This is a genomic window from Aliiroseovarius sp. S253 (assembly GCF_049800855.1).
In the GTDB taxonomy this organism is placed as follows: Bacteria; Pseudomonadota; Alphaproteobacteria; order Rhodobacterales; family Rhodobacteraceae; genus Aliiroseovarius.
In genome coordinates, this window is sequence record NZ_JBNAFW010000001.1 from 1,938,108 (window position 1) to 1,955,580 (window position 17,473).

15 protein-coding genes and 1 tRNA gene are annotated in these 17,473 nt (G+C 58.9%); 11 read left to right on the forward strand and 5 right to left on the reverse strand.

Annotation, left to right across the window (positions count from 1 at the left end; translation table 11 throughout):
• Positions 1-40 precede the first annotated feature (40 nt).
• The gene (locus tag ACP15F_RS09490; RefSeq protein WP_424940563.1) at positions 41-457 is read right to left on the reverse strand and encodes a VOC family protein; all 417 of its coding nucleotides are present in this window, start codon (positions 455-457) and stop codon (positions 41-43) included.
• 100 nt (positions 458-557) lie between these two features.
• On the opposite strand from ACP15F_RS09490, the gene ychF reads away from it, so the two are divergent.
• The 4 genes from ychF to ACP15F_RS09510 all read left to right on the forward strand — a co-directional run bounded on the left by ychF (position 558) and on the right by ACP15F_RS09510 (position 5,408).
• Positions 558-1,655, forward strand: a complete 1,098-nt coding sequence (gene ychF / locus ACP15F_RS09495; protein ID WP_424940564.1) for a redox-regulated ATPase YchF — start codon at positions 558-560, stop codon at positions 1,653-1,655.
• A 210-nt stretch (positions 1,656-1,865) separates the two neighbouring features.
• On the forward strand, positions 1,866-3,206 hold the full coding sequence (locus ACP15F_RS09500) for an NAD(P)-dependent oxidoreductase (protein WP_424940565.1): 1,341 nt from the start codon (positions 1,866-1,868) through the stop codon (positions 3,204-3,206).
• The gene (gene preA / locus ACP15F_RS09505; RefSeq protein WP_424940566.1) at positions 3,206-4,510 is read left to right on the forward strand and encodes an NAD-dependent dihydropyrimidine dehydrogenase subunit PreA; all 1,305 of its coding nucleotides are present in this window, start codon (positions 3,206-3,208) and stop codon (positions 4,508-4,510) included. The genes ACP15F_RS09500 and preA overlap by 1 nt, the downstream gene beginning before the upstream one ends.
• Positions 4,511-4,553: 43 nt before the next feature.
• Positions 4,554-5,408 (forward strand): DMT family transporter, encoded by an 855-nt coding sequence (locus tag ACP15F_RS09510; protein ID WP_424940567.1) that lies wholly within the window; start codon positions 4,554-4,556, stop codon positions 5,406-5,408.
• Here ACP15F_RS09510 and ACP15F_RS09515 read toward each other — a convergent pair.
• Positions 5,389-6,015, reverse strand: coding sequence for a TetR family transcriptional regulator C-terminal domain-containing protein (locus ACP15F_RS09515; RefSeq protein ID WP_424940568.1), 627 nt, complete (start codon positions 6,013-6,015; stop codon positions 5,389-5,391). The two genes, ACP15F_RS09510 and ACP15F_RS09515, sit on opposite strands and share 20 nt — an antisense overlap.
• Positions 6,015-6,647, reverse strand: coding sequence for a TetR family transcriptional regulator C-terminal domain-containing protein (locus tag ACP15F_RS09520; protein WP_424940569.1), 633 nt, complete (start codon positions 6,645-6,647; stop codon positions 6,015-6,017). Before ACP15F_RS09520 ends, ACP15F_RS09515 begins: the two co-directional genes overlap by 1 nt.
• Positions 6,648-6,852: 205 nt before the next feature.
• Here ACP15F_RS09520 and ACP15F_RS09525 point away from each other — a divergent pair, with 205 nt between their 5' ends.
• The 6 genes from ACP15F_RS09525 (at position 6,853) to ACP15F_RS09550 (ending at position 13,219) form a co-directional block, all read left to right on the forward strand.
• Positions 6,853-8,100: a Zn-dependent hydrolase gene (locus ACP15F_RS09525; protein ID WP_424940570.1), complete on the forward strand. Its 1,248-nt coding sequence runs from the start codon at positions 6,853-6,855 to the stop codon at positions 8,098-8,100.
• 63 nt (positions 8,101-8,163) lie between these two features.
• Entirely contained in the window at positions 8,164-9,618 is a 1,455-nt protein-coding gene (gene hydA / locus ACP15F_RS09530) for a dihydropyrimidinase (protein WP_424940571.1), read from the forward strand.
• Positions 9,618-10,406, forward strand: a complete 789-nt coding sequence (locus ACP15F_RS09535) for an ABC transporter ATP-binding protein (protein WP_424940572.1) — start codon at positions 9,618-9,620, stop codon at positions 10,404-10,406. Before hydA ends, ACP15F_RS09535 begins: the two co-directional genes overlap by 1 nt.
• Complete coding sequence (locus ACP15F_RS09540) at positions 10,399-11,334, forward strand: ABC transporter permease (RefSeq protein ID WP_424940573.1); 936 nt, start codon at positions 10,399-10,401, stop codon at positions 11,332-11,334. The genes ACP15F_RS09535 and ACP15F_RS09540 overlap by 8 nt, the downstream gene beginning before the upstream one ends.
• On the forward strand, positions 11,331-12,176 hold the full coding sequence (locus ACP15F_RS09545) for an ABC transporter permease (protein ID WP_424940574.1): 846 nt from the start codon (positions 11,331-11,333) through the stop codon (positions 12,174-12,176). The genes ACP15F_RS09540 and ACP15F_RS09545 overlap by 4 nt, the downstream gene beginning before the upstream one ends.
• A gap of 53 nt (positions 12,177-12,229) precedes the next feature.
• Positions 12,230-13,219, forward strand: coding sequence for an ABC transporter substrate-binding protein (locus tag ACP15F_RS09550; protein WP_424940575.1), 990 nt, complete (start codon positions 12,230-12,232; stop codon positions 13,217-13,219).
• A gap of 73 nt (positions 13,220-13,292) precedes the next feature.
• Here the strand turns inward: ACP15F_RS09550 and ACP15F_RS09555 are convergent.
• Positions 13,293-13,379, reverse strand: a tRNA-Leu gene (locus ACP15F_RS09555).
• A gap of 47 nt (positions 13,380-13,426) precedes the next feature.
• Positions 13,427-13,900 carry an Lrp/AsnC family transcriptional regulator gene (locus ACP15F_RS09560; RefSeq protein ID WP_424940576.1) on the reverse strand — a complete coding sequence of 158 codons (474 nt, stop codon included), beginning with the start codon at positions 13,898-13,900 and terminating at the stop codon, positions 13,427-13,429.
• A 105-nt stretch (positions 13,901-14,005) separates the two neighbouring features.
• Here ACP15F_RS09560 and putA point away from each other — a divergent pair, with 105 nt between their 5' ends.
• A complete protein-coding gene (gene putA / locus ACP15F_RS09565; RefSeq protein ID WP_424940577.1) occupies positions 14,006-17,449 on the forward strand; it encodes a bifunctional proline dehydrogenase/L-glutamate gamma-semialdehyde dehydrogenase PutA in 3,444 nt (1,147 codons plus the stop codon).
• Positions 17,450-17,473: the final 24 nt, after the last annotated feature.

Genomic DNA, 17,473 nt, shown 5'->3' on the forward strand with positions numbered 1-17,473 from the left:
CCTGCCCGGTTTGCCCAAGCAGAACAGGAAAATCAATGCCTCACTGGTAATCACTGTCCGCCATAATCATCCAGCGCACCCCGAACTTGTCGGTCAGCGTCCCAAAAAGAGACGTCCAGAACATCGGCGCAAGCGGCATACGCACTTCGCCACCTTCTGCCAAGGCATCGAACACGCGGCGGGTTTCCTCATCGCCCGCCAGCGACACGCAGACATTGCAGCCCGCCATCTCGGGTGTCTCGCCCGAGGGATCATCGCTGGCAAACAGCCAACCGTCTCCGATGGCCAATCCGGCGTGCATCACCGCGTCATCAGGCACGCCCGGCATCTGGGCGCGGTCGGCCTCGGGCATATCCTTAAACGACATGATCTCAGGCGCCGTTCCGAAAACCTCGCCATAGCGTGTCATCGCCGCGCGCGCTTGGTCTTTAAAAAATACATAGGGAATAGGTTGCATCAATCATCCTCCTCCATTTCATGCGTTCCCACTCCACCACGCTTGCGCCCAGCCTGTCAAAGCCCTAGAACGCGCGAGTATTTCAACGACGGAGGCCGTGATGGGTTTCAAGATGGGTATTGTGGGTCTGCCGAATGTGGGCAAATCGACCCTGTTCAACGCACTGACCAAAACGGCTGCCGCGCAGGCTGCCAACTTCCCTTTCTGCACCATCGAACCCAATACGGGTGAAGTGAACGTGCCCGATGCGCGCCTTGATAAACTCGCTGCGATCGCATCGTCGAAAGAGATTATTCCCGCCCGCATGACCTTTGTGGACATTGCCGGTCTGGTGAAGGGTGCGTCCAAAGGTGAAGGTCTGGGCAACCAGTTCTTGGCAAACATCCGCGAAACTGACGCGATTGCGCATGTTCTGCGCTGTTTTGATGATGGCGACGTGACCCACGTTGATGGGCGTGTGAACCCGGTCGAAGACGCCGAAGTGATCGAGACCGAGCTGATGCTGGCCGATCTGGAAAGCATCGAGAAGCGCCGCGCCGGTCTGGTGCGCAAGCTGAAGGGCAACGACAAGGACGCCCAACAACAGGACCGCCTTCTGGCCGCGGCTCAGGAAGCGCTGGAGGACGGCAAACCTGCCCGCACGGTCGACGTGGACGAAGAAGACAAGAAAGCGTGGAAACTGCTTCAGCTTCTGACCACAAAAAAGATCCTCTATGTCTGCAACGTAGACGAAAGCGATGCAGCCACCGGAAACGCGTACTCGAAAGCGGTCGAAGAGATGGCCGCAGCGCAAGGCGCGGCATCCGTCGTGATTTCCGCCAAGATCGAAGAAGAAATCAGCCAGCTGGACGACGAGGACATGGAGATGTTCTTGGAAGAGCTGGGTCTGGCCGAAGCGGGTTTGGATCGCCTGATCCGCGCTGGCTACGAGCTTTTGCATCTGGAAACCTATTTCACCGTCGGCCCGAAAGAGGCCCGCGCCTGGACCATCCGCGAGGGCACCATGGCCCCGCAAGCCGCAGGTGTGATTCACGGCGATTTCGAACGTGGTTTTATCCGGGCCGAGACCATCGCCTATGACGATTATGTCGAACTGGGCGGTGAAGGCCCTGCGAAAGAGGCCGGCAAAATGCGCGCTGAAGGCAAAGGTTATATGGTAAAGGACGGCGACGTTCTGCACTTCCTCTTCAACGCCTGATCTGACTTACATTTCAATAAGCTAAAGCCGCGACCGCCCGTCGCGGCTTTTTCTTTGCGCCTGCGACGCTTGCACATGAACGTCCGTTCATACGTTGCGGCTTAATTCCTGAGCACCTGTGAAAAACTTTTACCATCTGGTAAAATTTATAGCCATACGCAGATTTCTGTGCCTTACTGAAAGCACCAAAGCCAATCCAAGGAACCAGCTATGGCACATATCAACAGGGAAAATGGCGTTGCAGCCGGGCGACTAGACCCGACGCAAGTAGCCGACAACTTTACCGACCTTTACCCGGAATATGACGGGCACGAGGCACTGGTCGCAGCGGATCGCTGCTATTTCTGTCACGACGCACCATGCATGACCGCCTGCCCCACCTCGATCGACATTCCGCTGTTCATCCGGCAGATCGCCACCGGCACACCCGAAGCCGCCGCGAAGACCATTCTCAACCAGAACATTCTGGGCGGCATGTGCGCCCGCGTCTGCCCGACCGAGACCTTGTGCGAAGAGGTTTGCGTGCGCGAAACCGCAGAAGGCAAACCGGTCGAGATCGGACGCCTTCAGCGCTATGCGACCGACACGCTGATGGCGTCGAACACGCATCCCTTCACCCGCGCAGACAAGACCGGAAAATCGGTTGCCGTTGTGGGCGCCGGTCCCGCAGGTCTGTCCTGCGCGCACCGTCTGGCCATGCTGGGCCATGACGTTGTGGTGTTTGAGGCCCGCGCCAAAGGGGGCGGCCTGAACGAATTTGGCATCGCCGCCTATAAGTCCACCGACGACTTCGCCCAGCGCGAAGTGGATTGGCTTCTGTCCATCGGCGGGATCGAGATCCGCTATGGGCAGTCGCTGGGCAACGGGGTCACTTTGGACACATTGAAAAGCGGTTTCGACGCAGTTTTCCTAGGCATGGGATTGACCGCTGTGAACGCGCTGGGGATGCAGGGCGAGGACAAAGACAACGTCTTGGACGCCGTTGATTTCATCGCGGACTTGCGTCAGGCATCCGACCTGACCACCCTGCCCGTCGGGCGACGCGTTGTCGTCATCGGCGGCGGCATGACCGCGATTGATGCGGGCGTGCAGGCCAAGCTGCTAGGCGCGGAGGATGTCACCATTGTCTATCGTCGTGGACAAGAGGCCATGGCAGCCTCGGGTTTCGAACAGGAGCTGGCGCAGCAAAAGGGCGTAACCCTGATTTGCAACGCGACGCCTGTTGGCGTCGAAGGTAATGGATCGCTGACTGGAGTCACCTTCGCCTATACCGAAACGAAAAACGGCAAACTGGTCACGCTGGACGAGACCTTCAGCCTGCCCGCCGATCAGCTGTTCAAAGCCATCGGTCAGAAGCTGGGCGACACGCCCGACGCGCTGACCTTGGACGGCGGTAAGATCAAGGTCGACGACGCCCAACGCAGCAGTGTCTCGGGCGTTTGGGCCGGGGGCGACTGTGCCTCGGGTGGGGATGACCTGACCGTTACTGCCGTTGCCGAAGGTCGCGATGCGGCCATGGATATTCACGCTACATTGATGGGAGCACGCTAATGGCCGATCTGACATCAAACTTTCTTGGAATTTCGTCTCCCAACCCGTTCTGGCTGGCCTCGGCCCCGCCCACGGACAAAGAATACAATGTTCGTCGCGCGTTCGAGGCTGGCTGGGGCGGCGTGGTTTGGAAAACCCTCGGGGAAGAAGGCCCACCCGTCGTCAACGTCAATGGTCCGCGCTATGGCGCCATTCACGGCGCCGATCGACGATTGCTTGGTCTAAACAATATCGAGCTGATCACCGACCGCCCGCTTCAGGTCAATCTGGACGAGATGACCCGCGTGAAAAAGGACTATCCTGACCACGCGCTGATCGCCTCGGTCATGGTGCCCTGCGAGGAAGCCGCGTGGAAAGAGATCATTCCACGCATCGCGGAAACGGGCTGTGACGGGTTCGAGCTGAATTTCGGCTGCCCGCATGGCATGGCCGAACGGGGCATGGGATCGGCTGTCGGCCAGGTGCCCGAATATATCGAGATGGTCACCCGCTGGTGCAAAGAGGCGACCGACCTGCCGGTGATCGTGAAGCTGACGCCGAACATCACCAACATTCTGAACCCGGCGCAAGCTGCCAAGGATGGCGGCGCGGATGCGGTCAGCCTGATCAACACGATCAACTCGATCACGTCCGTGAACTTGGACGCGATGTCGCCCGAACCGATGATCGACGGCAAAGGCACACATGGCGGCTATTGCGGCCCGGCGGTGAAGCCCATCGCGCTGAACATGGTGGCCGAGATCGCCCGCAACCCCGGCACACATGGCCTACCCATATCGGGCATTGGCGGCGTGACCACATGGCGCGATGCGGCCGAGTTTATGGCGCTTGGCGCAGGCAACGTGCAGGTCTGTACGGCGGCCATGACCTATGGCTTCAAGATCGTGCAAGAGATGATCTCGGGCCTGTCGCAATGGATGGACGAACAGGGGTATAGCTCGATTGACGAAGTCATTGGGCGCGCCGTTCCGAACGTCACCGACTGGCAATACCTCAACCTGAACCACGTCACCAAGGCGCGGATCAGTCAGGACGATTGCATCAAATGTGGCCGCTGCTTTGCCGCTTGCGAAGACACCTCGCATCAGGCAATCACCATGTCCGAAGACCGTGTCTTTGATGTGAAAGACGACGAATGCGTTGCCTGCAACCTGTGCGTCAATGTCTGCCCCGTCGAGGGCTGTATCACGATGGAAACCATCGCGTCCGGCGCCATGGATGAACGGACCGGAAAGCCTGTTGCGGATGAGTATGCGAACTGGACAACCCACCCCAACAACCCCAGCGCAACCGCTGCGGAGTAAAAGCCCTCCGGCCCTGCTGCCTGCGTGGCAGGGCCATTTGGCGATGCTCAGCTTTTCAATGCTGGTGTCGCTGTCATTCACTTTCGGACATATCGTGGCCCGCGACATGGCCCCAGCGGCACTGAGTACGGTGCGGTTTGCGCTGGCTGCGTTGTTGCTGATGGCCGTGGCCAAAGTGATGCGCGTGCCGCTTGCCCCAGTGTTCCACCGCTTCTGGCGCTTTGGCCTGATGGGCGGGTTGATGGCCATCTATTTCATCACGATGTTCGAGGCGCTGCGCGTCACCTCTGCCGTATCAACTGCCGCCGTCTTCACCCTGACGCCCTTGATGGCTGCCGGGTTCGGCTATGTCATTGCCCGCCAATACGCCAGCCGCTGGACCCTGATTGCCCTGACAATCGGGGCCGTGGGGGCAGTTTGGGTGATCTTTCGCGCCGACCTGAACGCGCTTTTGCGGTTCGAGATCGGCTTTGGCGAAGCCTTGTTTACCATAGGCGCCTTCGCGCACGCGATGGTGCCAGCCCTCGCCCGCAAGCTGGCCCATGATGTGAAACCGGTCCAGACCTCGATCGGGACCATTCTTGGGGCGCTGATCGTCACAGCCATCTATGGCGCGCCGGACCTGATCGCGACGAATTACGCCGCCCTGCGCCCTGCCGTCTGGCTGGTGATCATCTATCTGGCCGTTGCCGCTACTGCCGGGTCATTCTTCCTGCTGCAATTCGCCGCCCAGCGTCTGCCTGCAGGAAAGGTCATGGCGTATACCTATCTTGTGCCCAGCTGGGTGGTGCTGTGGGATCTTCTGCTGATTAGCAATACCCAGCCACTGACGCTGCTTCTTGGGATCGGGGCAACGCTGTTGGCGCTGCTCATGCTGCTTAGGGCCGAAGCGTCCTGATCAGCATGTCTTTAATGAACTGCTCGGCATCCTCGAACCGAGTGGCAGAGCGTTCCGCCCCAAGAACCGAGCGCACCTGCACGTCGAAATCGGCATAGTGCTGCGTCATCGCCCAGATCGAGAAGATAAGGTGATGTGGGTCCAACGGTGCCAGTTTACCCGCATCCATCCAACCCTGAATTATCGCAGCTTTTTCGTCGACCAGAGTTTTCAGATCGGTGGGCAGAACCTCTCCCAGACGCGGGGCGCCATGCAGGATTTCCGTCGCGAACAAGCGGCTTTCTCGGGGCATATTACGTGACATCTGAACCTTGCGCGAAACATAGGTCAGGATCTCATCCATTGGATCGCCATCTGCCGTCAGATCATGCAGCGGCTGCACCCATTTCTGAAGCAGGCTTTCCAAAAGCTCGGCATAGATCTCGTCCTTGCCGTTGAAGTAGTAAACCACATTCTGCTTGGACAAACCGGCGGCTTTAGCGACTTGCTCTAACGTCGCGCCACGCAAGCCTTTTTCCGAGAATACATCCAAAGCGGCTTCAAATATCGCCTGCCGCTTTTCCATCTGATTGCGCGTCTTGCGCGCCGTTGTTCCAGCCCGCGCCATTACGCATCACCATGCTTTTCAACGCCACGCAGAAGCAGGTCTTTCACCGCCTTCTTGGTGTCGTCCCACTGGCGGTTGGTCAGTTCGACCCCTTCGTTCAGCGTGGTGATCTGGTGGGTAAAATCCGCATAATGCTGGGTCGTCGCCCAGATCGCATAAAGCAGATGACGCCCGCTGATCGGGCGGATCTGCCCACGCGCAATCCACGCCTCAATCACCACAATCCGGTCTTCGGTCCACGAGCGCAGCTCGTCTTCCAGATAGTCCTGAACTATCGGTGCACGTTGAATGATCTCATTGGCCCAGACCTTCGAACCATAGGGGCGCGTCCGCGCCAGATCGAGCTTGGTGTCGATATAATCGCCCAGCGCTTTGATCGGATCGTTGTCGACGGTGATGCTGTCCGCCGCAGCCCGCCAGATATCAAAGATCTCGCCCACGACGCGCCGATAGAGAAGTTCTTTGGTTTCGAAGTAATAGACCACGTTCGACTTCGGGATGCCCGCTTGCGCTGCGATCCGGCTGATCGAGGCACCTGCATATCCGAACTCGGCGAACACACGTTCAGCTGCGGTCAGAATCCGCGCTGTGATTTCCTGCCGATTGCGGCTTTGAATGCCTTTTGTCGCCATACCTACGTCAACACTTCACACCTTAATTCTGCGTATCTTTCGCGCAGTTCTTTACCTTTTCGCACGAGATTTCCTCAGAAAACAGAACAATTCGCACGATCGGTCAGATAAATGTTGACCGATCGTGCAGAAATCATCCAGCCTGATGACAAGACGGAATCTAAATTCCGCGAACACATTCATGTGTACCCAAAGGGAGATGAATATGACCAATCGCAAGAACCTGCGCATTGACCCGGATCGGCTGTGGGACAGCCTGATGGAGATGGCCAAGATCGGCCCCGGCATTGCAGGCGGCAACAATCGCCAGACGTTGACCGACGAGGACGCAGAAGGCCGCGCGCTGTTCCAGATATGGTGCGAAGCGGCTGGCATGACCATGGGCGTCGACACGATGGGCAACATGTTTGCCACCCGCCCGGGCGAGGACCCCGACGCCCTGCCCGTCTATATGGGCTCGCATTTGGATACGCAGCCAACGGGCGGCAAGTATGACGGCGTCTTGGGCGTGTTGGGCGGGCTGGAAGCCGTCCGCACGATGAACGACCTAAACGTCAAAACCAAACACCCGATTGTCATCGCCAACTGGACCAACGAAGAAGGCACACGCTTTGCTCCGGCCATGCTGGCATCGGGCGTGTTTGCTGGGAAGCACTCGCAAGACTGGGCTTACGATCGCGAAGATGCCGAGGGCAAGAAGTTCGGCGACGAGTTGAAACGTATCGGCTGGGTCGGCGACGAGGAAGTCGGCGCCCGCAAGATGCACGCGATGTTCGAGCTGCACATCGAACAAGGCCCCATTCTGGAGGCCGAAGCCAAAGACATCGGCGTTGTCACCCACGGCCAAGGGCTGAACTGGTTGGAAGTGACCATCATCGGCAAGGAAAGCCACACCGGCTCGACCCCCATGCCTATGCGGATCAACGCAGGCCGTGGCCTCGCCCTGATCACCGAACTGGTTCACGAGATCGCGATGAAGCACCAACCCAACGCGGTGGGTGCCATCGGGCATGTCGATGTCTATCCGAACTCGCGCAACATCATCCCCGGCAAGGTTGTCTGCACCGTCGATTTCCGCTCGCACCTGCAAGAGGTGATCGACGCGATGATCGCCGAGTTTGACGAACGCGCACCGAAGCTCTGCGCCGACATTGGCGTCGAGATGAGCTGGGAAATGGTCGGCACCTTCGACCCGCCCGCCTTCGACGAGACCTGTGTGAAAGCGGTCCGCGATGCGGCGCAAGAGCTGGGCTATAGCCACATGGATATCGTGTCCGGCGCGGGCCACGACGCCTGCTGGATCAACGAAATCTATCCGACGGCGATGATCATGTGCCCCTGCGTGGATGGCCTAAGCCACAACGAGGCCGAGGACATTTCCAAGGAATGGGCGGCTGCAGGAACCGACGTGCTACTGCATGCTGTGTTGGAGACCGCACAAATTATAGACTGATCAAACACATCCCCCGGACTGAATAAAAAACAAACACAGCCGGGCGCAACAGGGAGTTGTCGGATGACCAAAGTAATCAAAGGCGGCACTGTCGTCACAGCAGACCTTACTTATAAAGCTGACGTCCTTGTCGACGGTGGCAAAATCATCGAGATCGGGCCGGACCTGAAGGGCGACGAGGTACTCGACGCCACTGGCTGCTACGTCATGCCCGGCGGGATCGACCCACATGTGCACCTCGAAATGCCCTTTATGGGCACCTATTCCTCGGACGATTTCGAAAGCGGCACGCGCGCTGGTCTTGCGGGCGGCACCACGATGGTGGTGGATTTCTGCCTGCCCAACCAAGGCGAAAGCCTGCTGGATGCGTTGAAGCGTTGGGACAACAAATCGACCCGCGCGAACTGCGATTACTCGTTCCACATGGCGGTGACATGGTGGGGCGAGCAGGTGTTTAACGACATGCAGACCGTCGTGCAGGAGCGTGGCATCAACACCTTCAAGCACTTTCTGGCCTATAAGGGTGCGCTGATGGTGAATGATGACGAACTCTACTCGTCGTTCAGCCGTCTTGCCGAACTGGGCGCGACCCCGATGGTCCACGCAGAAAATGGTGATGTGATTGCCGAGCTGTCAGCGAAACTTCTGGCCCAAGGCAACACCGGCCCCGAGGCACACGCCTATTCCCGCCCTTCTCAGGTCGAAGGCGAGGCCACCAACCGGGCCATCATGATTGCCGATATGGCCGGCGCGCCGCTTTATGTCGTGCATGTATCCTGCGAAGAAAGCCACGAAGCCATCCGCCGCGCCCGTATGCAGGGCAAACGCGTGTGGGGCGAGCCGCTGATCCAGCACCTGACGCTGGATGAAAGCGAGTATTTCAACAAAGATTGGGACCACGCCGCGCGCCGCGTCATGTCGCCCCCCTTCCGCAACAAACAGCATCAGGACAGCCTGTGGGCGGGTCTGCAGTCAGGCTCGCTGAGCGTTGTAGCCACCGACCACTGCGCCTTCACGACCGAGCAGAAGCGTTATGGCGTGGGCGACTTCACCAAGATCCCGAACGGGACCGGCGGGCTTGAAGATCGGATGCCGATGCTCTGGACAAACGGTGTGGCAACGGGGCGTTTGACGATGAATGAATTCGTCGCTGTGACCTCGACCAATATCGCAAAGATCCTGAACTGCTACCCGCGCAAGGGTGCCGTATTGGTTGGCGCAGATGCCGACCTTGTGGTTTGGGATCCCGAGAAATCCAAGACCATCGCCGCGGGCACGCAGCAATCGTCCATCGACTACAACGTCTTTGAAGGGCACGAGGTCAAAGGCCTGCCACGCTTCACCCTGACACGTGGTCAGGTGGCCGTACATGATGGAGAAATCCGCACACAGGAAGGCCACGGCGAGTTTGTCGCGCGCGAACCCAACGCGACCGTCAACACAGCACTTTCGAAATGGAAAGAGCTGACCACACCTCAGCCCGTGAAACGCACCGGCATTCCGGCAACAGGAGTTTAATGCACGTGACTTCGGATACGGTAATCAAGGCAGAGAACCTTGATCTGACCTTTCAGACCAATGACGGCCCGGTTCATGCGTTGAAGGACGTGTCGCTGGACATCAAGAAGGGTGATTTTGTCAGCTTCATCGGCCCATCGGGCTGCGGCAAAACCACCTTTCTACGCTGCATGGCGGATTTGGAAACGCCGACGGGCGGGACGATTACGGTCAACGGTGTAACCCCGCACGAGGCCCGCCAGTCGCGCGCCTATGGCTATGTGTTCCAACACGCGGGGCTGTATCCATGGCGGACCATCGGGCGCAATGTGCGTCTGCCGCTCGAGATCATGGGCTATTCCAAAGCCGATCAAGACGAGCGGATCAAGCGCGTGCTTGAGCTGGTCGATCTGGCGGGGTTCGAGAAGAAGTTCCCATGGCAACTGTCAGGCGGGATGCAGCAACGGGCATCTATTGCCCGCGCGCTGGCTTTTGACGCGGACATCCTTTTGATGGACGAACCCTTCGGCGCTTTGGACGAGATCGTGCGTGATCACCTAAATGAACAACTTTTGAAGCTCTGGGCCAAGACGCAGAAGACGATCTGCTTCGTCACCCACTCGATCCCCGAGGCGGTGTACCTGTCGACCAAAATCGTCGTCATGTCCCCGCGTCCGGGCCGGATCTCTGACGTGATCGAATGCCCCCTGCCCGCCGAGCGCCCGCTGGACATTCGCGACACGCAAGAGTTTCTGGACGTGGCCCACCGGGTCCGCGAAGGGCTGCGTGCGGGTCATTCCTATGACTAGAACGCTGTTTCCAGTCCTGACCGTCCTTTTTGGCTTCCTTGTCATCTGGTTTCTGGCCGTGGCACCGATGAACATCCGCGTCACACTGGATCAAGTGGCGCGCGCAGGTGCCGACGTGACCCCGGCCACGGCTATCGAGCGACGCGAGGCGTCGGTCCTGTCATTGATGGCCAACAACCGCGCCTATATCGCAGCGGGGTATGACCTTGACCGTCCGCGCCTGCCTACGCCCACACAAGTTGGGCAAGAGTTGTGGAAGACCACGGGCGCAATGATCTTGAAAGGACGCACATGGTCGAAACGGTCGCTGATCTATCACGGCTGGATCACCCTGCAATCGACCTTCTGGGGTTTCCTTCTGGGCACCTCGGTCGGAATTTTGGGCGCGGTGTTGGTTGTGAAATCCCGCGTGCTTGAAATGTCACTGGTCCCGTGGGCGATCATCTCGCAAGCGGTGCCCATTGTGGCTTTGGCCCCAATGATCATCGTGCTGTCGTCTCAGGCTGGGATCGAAGGGCGCGGGTTTCCGAAGGCCCTGATCTCGTCCTATCTGTGCTTCTTTCCGGTGATGGTCGGCATGATCAAGGGGCTGCGGTCCCCAACTGGCGAGCAATTGGACCTTCTGAAAACCTATAGCGCCTCGGGTATGCAGCAATTCCTGAAACTACGCGTTCCGGCGTCACTGCCCTATCTTTTCACCTCGCTGAAAATCGGGATCGCCGCCGCTTTGGTCGGCGCCATCGTGGGCGAGCTGCCGACTGGCGCCATCAGTGGGCTGGGCGCGCGGATCTTGATCGGGGATCAGTTCGGAACACCCTTGGCAATCTGGTCAGCCCTTTTCGCCGCGGCCATTCTGGCAGGCGTGCTGGTCACCCTTATTGACCGGACGCAGCATGTCTTGCTGCGCAAGATGGGGATGCGCACATGAGCTGGATGATCCTTGCCTTTGTCTTCTGGATATTTGCCTGGGGCACCAACATCGCCCTTGTTCGCTCGCGGCTGTCTGACACAGCAGTGGTAAAATACACGGTCCCGATCCTGTTCGGTCTAACCATCGTCGTCTTATGGGAGGCCGCAGTCCACACATTTGCCATCTCTCAGGCCATCCTGCCCGCGCCCTCTGCCGTGGCCGAACGGTTCGTAAACTCAACGGGCATGTTGTGGGAGGACTTCGTTCAGACCGTTTTGAAAGGCGCCTTGCGTGGGTACATTTTCGGCGTACTTGCGGCCTTTGTCGTCGCGATCCTGATCGATCGTTCGCCCTTCCTGACACGTGGACTTTTGCCCATCGGGAACTTCGTGGCGGCCCTGCCTATCGTCGGCGTCGCGCCCATTCTGGTCAGCTGGTTCGGATTTGATTGGCACTCGAAAGCTGCCGTGGTGGTTGTGATGGTGTTCTTCCCTGTGCTGGTAAACACCGTTCAAGGCCTGCGCGAAACCGACGCGATGCTGCGAGATTTGATGAAAACCTATGCAGCAGGATATTTCAAAACGCTGATCAAACTGCGCATTCCCGCCGCTATGCCCTTCATCTTCAACGGGCTGAAAGTGGCCGCGACACTTGCCCTGATCGGGGCAATTGTGGCTGAATACTTTGGATCACCCACCCGCGGGATGGGGTTCCGAATTTCAACGGGCGTCGGCAGCCTGTCGATTGATCTGGTCTGGGCCGAGATCGTCGTCGCCGCGTTGGCAGGCACTGCCTTCTACGGCATCGTCGCGTTCATAGAAAAGAAGGTGACCTTCTGGCACCCCTCACAAAGAGGCTGAGGAAATCAGCCCGAAAACCCAAAACAAAAAAAGAATTCAACAAGGAGAGTACCATGAAACTTAAATCAATGATCGGCGCAGCTGCCCTTGCCGTCAGCGCAAGCGCGGCAACTGCGGCAGATGACGTCACATTGCAGCTGAAATGGGTCACGCAGGGCCAGTTCGCGGGCTACTATGTGGCGCTTGAGAACGGCTATTACGCTGAAGAAGACCTGAACGTCACGATCTTGCCCGGCGGCCCTGATATTGCCCCCACGCAGGTGATTGCAGGTGGCAGTGCAGATGTCGTTGTTGAATGGATGCCCGCCGCCCTTGCGGCCCGCGAAAAAGGTCTACCGCTGGTGAACATCGCTCAACCCTTTGCATCATCTGGCATGATGCTGACCTGCTGGGGGGATGTCGGGATCTCGTCGCCCGCCGATCTGGCCAACCGCACCCTTGGTGTCTGGTTCTTCGGCAACGAATTCCCCTTCATGAACTGGATGTCCAAGCTGGGTCTGTCGACAGATGGCAAAAGCGAAACCGGTGTCGAAGTGCTGAAGCAGGCGTTTAACGTGGACGCCCTGTTGCAACGCCAAGCCGACTGTATCTCGACCATGACCTATAACGAATACTGGCAGGTCATCGATTCCGGCGTCAGCCCGGACGAACTGGTCACCTTCAAGTATGAAGACCAAGGCGTCGCGACGCTGGAAGACGGCCTGTATGTGCTGGAAGACAAGCTGTCGGACGCTGCCTTCACCGACAAGATGGAGCGCTTTGTGCGCGCCTCGATGAAGGGCTGGAAATGGGCCGAAGAAAACGCCGAGGCCGCAGCCGGGATCATCTTGGATTATGACGAAACCGGTGCTCAGACCGAGACACACCAGATCCGTATGATCGGTGAGATCGGCAAGCTGACCGCAGGGTCGGACGGGTCGCTGAACGAAGCCGCTTACCAGCGCACGGTCGACACCCTGATGGGTGGTGGTTCGGACCCGGTGATCACCAAAGCACCTGAAGGAGCTTGGACCAGCGCCATCACTGATGCAGCTCTGAAGTAATTCACTGATATAAAAAAGAAAACGGCGCGCCTATCAGGTGCGCCGTTTGCATTTCAACAGCTTGTCAGAAGCTTGGTACCCGCGGCCGGACTCGAACCGGCACGGCCTATCCGGCCTAGAGATTTTAAGTCTCCTGTGTCTACCATTCCACCACGCGGGCAAAGCGCTCTTTTCCTAGCGCCAAAGATCGGAAGGGGCAACGGCAGATCACACCGAAGTGCCATCTTCCTTCACGGCTTGCATCGCTACATGGGTCGAGCTTTGCGCCACATGCGGCAAGGAACTGATCTTCTCTCCTAACACCCGGCGATAATCGCGCATATCCTGCGTACGGACCTTCAGTAGATAATCGAAATGGGCGGCCAGCATATAGCACTCCTCGACCTCGGGAATGGCGGCGACCCCTGCGTTGAAGGCGGTCAACGCCGCCTCGCGTGTGTCGGACAGTTTCACCTCGACAAAAGCAACGTGGTCGCGGCCCATGCGGATCGGGTCAATCTGCGCACGGTATCCGGTGATTACGCCGGTTTTCTCAAGCTTCTTCAATCGGGCTTGGGTTGGCGACTTTGACAAGCCGATCTTCCCGGCCAGATCAGTGATCGATATCCGCCCATCCGTCGACAGAATATCCAGAATCAAACGATCGAAGCGATCGAATTCGGCTTTCCATTCGTCCTGCATTTATCGCTCCATTCAGACTCTATCTTTGCTTTATAGCACTATTTAAGTCATTTCGACTAGCTCTATTGGGATATGATGGTCACAACGACAAGCAAGGAGATCCGCATGACCACCGATCTGCGCACAATGATTGATGACCTCGCCTATACGGATGAAGAGCGCCATATCGCCAGCCTTGTGGATGCGGCCAACCTGTCTGACGCGGATCGTGCGCGGATTGCGGCCAGCGGAGCAAAGCTGGTGCGCGGCATCCGTGAAAGCTCGGACCCCGGATTGATGGAGGTCTTCCTAGCCGAGTACGGTCTGTCCACCGACGAAGGCATCGCACTGATGTGTTTGGCCGAAGCCCTGTTGCGCGTACCAGATGCGGAAACCATTGATGCTCTGATCGAAGACAAGATCGCGCCGTCTGACTGGGGCAAACACCTTGGGCGCTCGTCCTCGTCGCTTGTAAACGCTTCGACCTGGGCACTGCTGTTGACCGGCAAGGTTCTTGAGGACCGCGAGCCGGGCATCGCCGGCGCGCTACGCGGTGCCGTGAAACGTCTGGGCGAACCCGTCATCCGCACCGCCGTCGGCCGCGCCATGAAGGAAATGGGCAGCCAGTTTGTGCTGGGCGAAACCATCGGGGCCGCGATGAAGCGTGGTTCCAAGATGGAAGAAAAAGGATTCACCTATTCCTACGACATGCTGGGCGAAGCGGCCCTGACCGACAGCGATGCGCGTCGCTATCAGATGGCCTATGCCAAGGCGATTTCCGAGATTGCGGGCGCCTGTACGTCCAATGACATCCGGTCGAACCCCGGCATCTCGGTCAAACTCTCCGCGCTTTTTGCACGCTATGAACGCGCCCAGCACAAGCGTGTGATGGAAACGCTGGTCCCCCGCGTCTCGGCCCTTGCGCAGCTGGCGAAATCAGCGGGCATGGGCTTCAACATCGACGCCGAGGAAGCAGACCGTCTGCAAATCTCTCTGGACGTGATCGAAAAGGTGCTGGAAGACCCGGCACTGGCCGGTTGGGATGGATTTGGCGTTGTCGTGCAGGCTTATGGCCACCGCGCCGGAGCCGTCATCGACTGGCTGCATCAGACCGCCGAGCGTCTGGACCGCAAGATCATGGTGCGTCTGGTGAAAGGCGCTTATTGGGACAGTGAAATCAAGCGCGCGCAGGTCGAGGGGCTGGAAGGCTTCCCCGTCTTCACCCGCAAAGTCGCCACTGACGTCAGCTATATCGCCAACGCGAAGAAACTGCTTGGCCTGACCGACCGTATCTATCCGCAATTCGCCACCCACAACGCCCACACCGCAGCGGCTATTCTGGACATCGCGCAGAGCTCGGGCATCGACGCGCAGGCTTACGAGTTCCAGCGCCTGCATGGCATGGGCGAACGTCTGCACCAGATCATCATGGACGCAAACGACACCCGCTGCCGCATCTATGCCCCGGTGGGCGCACATCGCGACTTGCTGGCCTATCTGGTGCGCCGCCTGTTGGAAAACGGCGCCAACAGTTCTTTCGTAAACCAGATCGTCGACGAAAGCGTCACGCCCGAAGAAGTCGCCGCCTGCCCCTTCGATGCCCTCGCCATCGAAGCCCCGCACGTCCCCACCGGACCCGAGATCTTCGGGGCACGCAAGAACTCGATGGGGCTGGACCTGACCTATGACCCGCATCTGGACCAGATCGAAACTGCGCGCGGGGCGTTTGCCGAGACAGATTTCTCGGGCGCGCCGTTGATCGCCGGCAAGCCCGCGGGCGGACCGGTTGTGACGGTTATGAACCCCTCGACCCACGCGCCAATTGGCCAGATCACATGGGCCAGCGCCGAGGACGTGGAAGCCGCGTTGACCGCCGCCAAGGCGTGGGATGCCAGCGCCGTGGAACGCGCCAAGGTGTTGAACCGGGCCGCAGACCTCTATGAGGAAAATCTTGGTCTCTTCTTCGCGCTATTGTCGCGCGAGGCAGGGAAAATCTGGCTGGACTGCATGGGGGAACTACGCGAAGCCGTTGATTTTCTGCGCTATTACGCCAGCCGTGTAGATGATCACACCCGCGCGCCCGTGGGGGTGTTCACCTGCGTTTCGCCGTGGAACTTCCCGCTGGCCATCTTCACCGGCCAGATTGCTGGGGCTTTGGCCGTAGGCAATGGCGTGCTGGCGAAACCCGCCGAACAGACCGGATTGATCGCCCACGCCGCCGTGCAACTGCTACATGACGCAGGCGTTCCGCGTAATGTTCTGCAACTTCTGCCGGGTGACGGCGTGACCGTCGGCGCCGCTTTGACTTCTGATGCACGTGTCGGCGGCGTGGCCTTCACCGGCTCGACTGAGACAGCCCAGATCATCCGCCGTGCAATGGCCGCAAACATGGCGCCGTCGGCCCCTCTGATCGCGGAAACCGGCGGCTTGAATGCGATGATCGTGGACAGTACCGCCCTGCCCGAGCAAGCGGTGCGCGACATCGTAGCATCAAGCTTCCAGTCAGCGGGCCAGCGATGCTCGGCTCTGCGCTGCCTCTATGTGCAAGAAGACGTGGCCGAGGCCATGACTGAAATGCTGGTCGGCGCGATGAATGAGTTGAAGCAGGATGACCCGTGGCATCTGCACACAGATCTTGGCCCGGTAATTGATGACGAGGCCTATCAGGGCATCAAGACCTATGTAGACGCCGCGCGCGCCGAGGGTCGTATCGCACACGAGCTGACCGCGCCGGACGGGGGATATTTCGTCGCCCCGACCCTGATCCGTGTGAATGGGATCGAGGACATGAAACGCGAGATCTTCGGCCCAGTCCTACACCTCGCCACCTTCAAGGCAAATGAATTGGATCAGGTGATCGACGCGATCAACGCGACCGGATATGGCCTGACCTTCGGGTTGCACACCCGTATTGACGACCGGGTACAGCATGTTTGTGACCGAATGCATGTGGGCAACGCATATGTGAACCGCAACCAAATCGGCGCCATCGTAGGATCACAGCCTTTCGGCGGCGAAGGTCTGTCTGGTACCGGCCCCAAGGCAGGAGGTCCCATGTACATGGATCGGTTCTGTCAGCCTGCGCAAGCCGAGCACTACGAAGATAACGGCGGTGCCGTGCCCAGCGTGGAGGTGCTGACTGGGTTGATTGCAAAAGCTAAAAGCCATGCGCCCCTATCATCGTCCCGCCTGCCCGGCCCAACCGGAGAGCTGAACCAACTGTCCGTTCACCCACGCGAGCCATTCCTTTGCATGGGGCCAGGAAAGGCGGCGGCGCAGGCACAGAAAACCGCGATCGAAGCACTCGGCGGTACAGCTGTATTGGCCCCCAACCTGAAACCTGACACGATTGAAGGGATCGACGGAATCAGCGGCGTGATCTTCTGGGGCGCGGATGCGGTCGCCCGACAGATCGTCACCGCACTGGCCAAGCGTACGGGGGCCATCCTGCCCCTGATCACTGGCGCACCAACGGCGGAAACAGTGACCCACGAACGTCATCTCTGCGTTGATACAACGGCATCAGGCGGCAATGCCGAACTTCTTATGCTGGCGCAAACCAAAGCCTGATAGGCCTATGACTTGACCCGGTGA

Coding starts and splice junctions, on each gene's coding strand:
- ACP15F_RS09490 (WP_424940563.1), bottom strand. CDS start 457: ATGCAACCTATTCCCTATGTATTTTTTAAAGACCAAGCGCGCGCGGCG.
- ychF (WP_424940564.1), top strand. CDS start 558: ATGGGTTTCAAGATGGGTATTGTGGGTCTGCCGAATGTGGGCAAATCG.
- ACP15F_RS09500 (WP_424940565.1), top strand. CDS start 1,866: ATGGCACATATCAACAGGGAAAATGGCGTTGCAGCCGGGCGACTAGAC.
- preA (WP_424940566.1), top strand. CDS start 3,206: ATGGCCGATCTGACATCAAACTTTCTTGGAATTTCGTCTCCCAACCCG.
- ACP15F_RS09510 (WP_424940567.1), top strand. CDS start 4,554: ATGCTCAGCTTTTCAATGCTGGTGTCGCTGTCATTCACTTTCGGACAT.
- ACP15F_RS09515 (WP_424940568.1), bottom strand. CDS start 6,015: ATGGCGCGGGCTGGAACAACGGCGCGCAAGACGCGCAATCAGATGGAA.
- ACP15F_RS09520 (WP_424940569.1), bottom strand. CDS start 6,647: ATGGCGACAAAAGGCATTCAAAGCCGCAATCGGCAGGAAATCACAGCG.
- ACP15F_RS09525 (WP_424940570.1), top strand. CDS start 6,853: ATGACCAATCGCAAGAACCTGCGCATTGACCCGGATCGGCTGTGGGAC.
- hydA (WP_424940571.1), top strand. CDS start 8,164: ATGACCAAAGTAATCAAAGGCGGCACTGTCGTCACAGCAGACCTTACT.
- ACP15F_RS09535 (WP_424940572.1), top strand. CDS start 9,618: ATGCACGTGACTTCGGATACGGTAATCAAGGCAGAGAACCTTGATCTG.
- ACP15F_RS09540 (WP_424940573.1), top strand. CDS start 10,399: ATGACTAGAACGCTGTTTCCAGTCCTGACCGTCCTTTTTGGCTTCCTT.
- ACP15F_RS09545 (WP_424940574.1), top strand. CDS start 11,331: ATGAGCTGGATGATCCTTGCCTTTGTCTTCTGGATATTTGCCTGGGGC.
- ACP15F_RS09550 (WP_424940575.1), top strand. CDS start 12,230: ATGAAACTTAAATCAATGATCGGCGCAGCTGCCCTTGCCGTCAGCGCA.
- ACP15F_RS09560 (WP_424940576.1), bottom strand. CDS start 13,900: ATGCAGGACGAATGGAAAGCCGAATTCGATCGCTTCGATCGTTTGATT.
- putA (WP_424940577.1), top strand. CDS start 14,006: ATGACCACCGATCTGCGCACAATGATTGATGACCTCGCCTATACGGAT.